At 66.8% G+C, this 4,245-nt stretch carries 5 protein-coding genes; 2 read left to right on the forward strand and 3 right to left on the reverse strand.

All coding sequences use genetic code 11. From position 1 onward, the window contains the following. Positions 1–354: zinc-binding dehydrogenase (locus ACLN58_RS18715; protein WP_415856748.1), on the forward strand; the 354-nt coding region annotated here is incomplete at its 5' end. A gap of 91 nt (positions 355–445) precedes the next feature. On the opposite strand, the gene ACLN58_RS18720 is transcribed toward ACLN58_RS18715, so the two are convergent. The 3 genes from ACLN58_RS18720 to ACLN58_RS18730 are packed head-to-tail and all read right to left on the reverse strand — an operon-like array spanning position 446 to position 3,674. After that, positions 446–1,792 carry an ABC transporter substrate-binding protein gene (locus tag ACLN58_RS18720; protein ID WP_415856749.1) on the reverse strand — a complete coding sequence of 449 codons (1,347 nt, stop codon included), beginning with the start codon at positions 1,790–1,792 and terminating at the stop codon, positions 446–448. 38 nt (positions 1,793–1,830) lie between these two features. Beyond that, positions 1,831–2,730 carry a carbohydrate ABC transporter permease gene (locus ACLN58_RS18725; RefSeq protein WP_415856750.1) on the reverse strand — a complete coding sequence of 300 codons (900 nt, stop codon included), beginning with the start codon at positions 2,728–2,730 and terminating at the stop codon, positions 1,831–1,833. Continuing rightward, complete coding sequence (locus tag ACLN58_RS18730) at positions 2,727–3,674, reverse strand: carbohydrate ABC transporter permease (protein WP_415856751.1); 948 nt, start codon at positions 3,672–3,674, stop codon at positions 2,727–2,729. Before ACLN58_RS18730 ends, ACLN58_RS18725 begins: the two co-directional genes overlap by 4 nt. 218 nt (positions 3,675–3,892) lie before the next feature. Here ACLN58_RS18730 and ACLN58_RS18735 point away from each other — a divergent pair. Further along, the coding region (locus ACLN58_RS18735) for a P1 family peptidase (protein ID WP_415856752.1) at positions 3,893–4,245 on the forward strand (353 nt) is incomplete at its 3' end.

Genomic DNA, 4,245 nt, shown 5'->3' on the forward strand with positions numbered 1-4,245 from the left:
GAGCCGGTTCCGTACGGCGAGGGACTCGTCGACGCGGCGCGCGCGCTCGCGCCCGAGGGCTTCGACGTGATCCTCGACTTCGTGGGCGGGTCCACGCTCGAGACGGTTCCGCAGCTACTCCGCGCGGGCGGGGTCGTTGCCTCGGTCGCCGACCGCAAGGCCCGCGACGTCTACGGCGGCCAGTACGTGTGGGTCCGCCCCAACCCCGACGACCTCGCGGAGCTCGCCGGGCTCACGGCTTCGGGCCGCCTCAAGGTCGAGCTCGCGCGCGTCGTCGATCTCGACGGCGCGGCCAGCGCCTACCGCGAGCTCGAGGGCGGGCACGTGCGCGGAAAGCTAGTGGTGCGCCTCTAGCGCGCCCGGGTTAACACCGACGACGGCGGCCGCTCACCCCACGTGGTGAGCGGCCGCCGTCGTTCGTGGTGCCCCGAGAATCGGGTGAGCGTCAGGCCTTGAGCTTCGGCTTGACGTCCTTCTCGTAGATGCCCTGGAGCGTCTTCTTGAGATCGGTGAGCGTGGCCTTGACGTCCGCCTGCTGGGTGACGATCTTGGCGACGGACTTGCCCATCTCCTGGTCGGCGCCCGGGAGGAACGCGCGCGCGTTGTCCTGGACCTTCGTGGCGGAGAGCTGGTCGATCGCGGTCTGGATCTGCGGCGTCTTCGCGAGCACGGTGGTCATGTCGGCGTCCTTGCGGACCGGCATGTAGCCGGTCGCGCCCGAGAACAGTGCGGCGTTCTCCGGCGAACCCACGAACTTGATGAACATGGCCGCCGCGAGCTGCTGCTCCTTGGGGATGCCGGCGGAGATGCCGAGGCCCGCACCGCCGGTCGGGCAGACGGGCTTCTCCGACTTGGGGCCGCCCGGGAGGAAGCCGACGCCCACGTTGAACTTCGCGTTCTTGAGCACGTCGACGAGCGAGCCCGTCGAGGAGATCGTGGTCGAGGCGATGCCCGCGGCGAAGTCGACGCTCTGGTCCTTCGAGGAAACGCCCGCCCACTTGTCCGTGTAGACCGAGTCCTGGATCCACTTGATCGCGGCGACGGCGTCGTCCGAGTCGCACGTGATGTCCCAGTCCTTGGACCAGCCGGTGCCCCAGCCCCACAGGTTGTTCTGCATCGTCCAGCCCGCGTAGCCGGCGAGCGGGCCGTACATGAAGGCGTACTGCGCGCTGCCCTGACCCTTGAGCTTCGGGGCCCACTCCGCGAACTCGGCCCACGTCTTCGGCGCGCGGTCGGGGAGACCCGCGGCCTTGAAGTGGTCCTTGTTGTAGTAGAAGAGCGGGGTCGAGCGCGCGAACGGCATGGCCCACTGCTTGCCCGAGTACTGGTAGTCGGCCACGAGCGAGTCGCGGTACTGGCTCACCTTGACGTCGAGCTGCTTGAGCAGCGAGTCGAGCGGGATGATCGACTCGTTGATGAAGTACCGGAACCACCACACGTCGGAGAGCACCACGATCGCCGGGAGGCCCGACTTTGCCGCCTGGGCGGCCTGGTACTTCTGCGCGATGTCCTCGTACGACGAGCCCGCGGTGACGAGGTTGACCTTGATGCCCGGGTTGGCGGCCTGGAAGGCCTCGATCATCTTCTTCTCGACCTCCTCGGACTTGCCGGGGTGGTTCGACCAGAAGTCGATGGAAGCCGCCGGCTTGACGTCCTTGAAGTCGACGTCGGCCGCAGCGGTGGTTGCCGCAGTGCCGGAAGTGTCCGGGCCGCCGCAGGCAGCGAGGGTGAGAGCGCCCGCTCCCACCCCCGTCAGGGCGAGGAAGTTTCGGCGGTCGATCTGGAATGCCATGGTCGGCCTTTCTTGATGGATTGGGTGTGAGACGGAAGCTAGTTGGCGGTGCTGCCCTGGGTGAGGCCGGCGACGATGTACCGCTGGAGCATCGCGAAGACGACGAGGACCGGAATGATCACTAGGACGGCGCCGGCCATGAGGATGGGCCAGTTGGCGCCGCCACCCTCGGAGTTCTGCAGGAGCGTCAGGCCCACGGGAAGCGTCATGAGCTCGGGCCGGTCCGTGATGATGAGCGGCCAGATGTAGTCGTTCCACTCGCTCACGATCGTCACGAGGGCGACGGTCGCGATGGACGGACCGGAGATGGGCACCACGATCTGCCAGAGGCGCTTCCAGTGGCCCGCGCCGTCGATCTCGGCGGCCTCGAGGATTGAGCCGGGAAGCGTCATGAAGTGCTGGCGCAACAGGAACGTCCCGAAGGCCGTTCCGAGCCCGGGCAGGATGATTCCCCACAGCGTGTTCTTTCCGCCCATGCCCGCGATGAGCACGTAGTTCGGCAGGATCGAGACCTGTGACGGCACCATGAGGGCCACGAGGATGAGGATGAAGAGCACGTTCTTGAACGGGAACCGGACGAACACGAGAGCGTAGGCCGTCATGATCGCGAGCGAGACCTTGATCAGTGCGCCAACGACCGTGACGATCGTCGAGTTCAGGAAGAAGCGCCCGAACGGGACCGCGGTCATCGCCGTCCCGTAGCTGTCGAGGTTGAGCGACTTCGGGAGGAGCTTGATGTCCGTGGTGATGATCTCTGGCGCCGTCTTGAACGAGCTCAGGACCATCCACAGGAGGGGGAGCGCAACGATGAGCGTCGCGACGAGCAGCGGGATATACCCGGCGGTGATCGTCGCGACGAGGTTCTTCGACGAGAACGCGCGCGGGCGGATCGGTTCGCCAGCGCGGGCGGTGACTTCGACGGGTGCGGGGGCGCTCATGCGTAGTGCACCTTCTTCTCGACGAAACGGATCTGGACCACGGTGACGATCAGCAGGATCGCGAACAGGACCACCGAGATGGCCGCGGAGTATCCGGCCCGGTTGTACGCGCCGAACGCCTCGAGGTACGCGTCGTAGATGAGCGTGCTCGTGCCGTCCCCGAGCGGGGTCATGATGCGGATGATGTCGAATGCCTGGAGGCTCGACAGGATCGTGGTGATGAGCAGGAAGAACGTCGTGGGGGAGAGCAGGGGGAGCGAGATGCTCCAGAACCTGCGTGCGGTCCCGGCCCCGTCGAGTGCCGCGGCCTCCATGATGTCGTTCGGGAGCGACTGGAGGCCCGCGAGGTACACGACCGCGCAGTAGCCGAGGTTCTTCCAGACGTACACGATGATGACCATCGTGAGCGCGAGCTGCGGATTGTTGAACCACTCGGGGCTCTTGATGCCGATGCCACGGAGTGTCCACGCGATCGCGCCGTACCCGGGATCGAAGATGAACATCCAGACGAGTCCCACGCCGACGCCGGACAGCACGTAGGGCGCGAAGACCGCCGCCCGCGCGAACGTCGTGCCGCGCAGCTTCGAGTTGAGCACGATCGCCACGACGAGGCCGAGCGCCATGGACAGGCCGACGGTGAAGACCGTGAAGATCGCCGTCGTGCCGAGCACGCGGGGTGCGTCGTCGCTCGTGAAGAACGCCACGTAGTTGTCGAGGCCAATGTTCTTCGCGCGCGGCGCCCCGAGCGTCCAGTCGAGCAGCGAGTACTGGATGTTCGTGATCAGCGGGCGATACGTGAAGACCGCGATGAGGATCAGGTTTGGCAGCGCCATCGCGAGGAAGATGAAGAAATCGCGACGGTTTCGTGCGCTCCAGCGCGGGCGCCGCGGCGCGGCCGCCGGTGGGGTGACCGTCGTGGGACGGTCGAGGTCAAGGTGAGTCATGGTGCTGATGGCTCCTTCCGCCGGGCCCCCCCGAGCCCGGTACTTCTGGGCACCGCGCAGTGATGCCGCGACGGTGGCTGATCCAGTGGAGCATGAAATGACTCGTCGGTAACCCCGGATTCGCGGTCTCCCGCAAGAGTTCTCCGAGCGGTAGCCAAGAGTTAACTCTGTGTTTCTGGCTTGGATGACAAGCGTGAGATGTGGGGCACAATGGCCCCATGGGATCCCTCCTCGATGTCCCGGGCCTTCGCGTCGGCCACGCGCAGCGAACGGGCGACGGCTGGCTCACCGGCGTCACCGCGATCCTCGCTCCGCCCGATTCGGCTGGCGGCGTCGACGTCCGCGGCGGAGGCCCTGGCACGAGCGAGACCGACGCGCTGGACCCCTCGACACTCGCCCAGAACGTGGACGGCGTGGCCCTCTGCGGCGGCAGCGCGTATGGCCTGGCCGCCGCGGCCGGCGTCCAGCAGTTCTTGGAGTCCGAAGGCCAGGGCTTCGCCGTCATGGGCGGGGTCGTGCCGTATTGGCATACATCGAGACCGCCTGACGGCGGAAGCGGAAGGGATGGGAC

The organism is Sinomonas sp. G460-2 (assembly GCF_047759905.1).
GTDB lineage: Bacteria > Actinomycetota > Actinomycetes > Actinomycetales > Micrococcaceae > Sinomonas.

Excerpts from the sequence above, each read along its gene's own strand:
- ACLN58_RS18720 (WP_415856749.1), bottom strand. The coding sequence starts at position 1,792 with ATGGCATTCCAGATCGACCGCCGAAACTTCCTCGCCCTGACGGGGGTG.
- ACLN58_RS18725 (WP_415856750.1), bottom strand. The coding sequence starts at position 2,730 with ATGAGCGCCCCCGCACCCGTCGAAGTCACCGCCCGCGCTGGCGAACCG.
- ACLN58_RS18730 (WP_415856751.1), bottom strand. The coding sequence starts at position 3,674 with ATGACTCACCTTGACCTCGACCGTCCCACGACGGTCACCCCACCGGCG.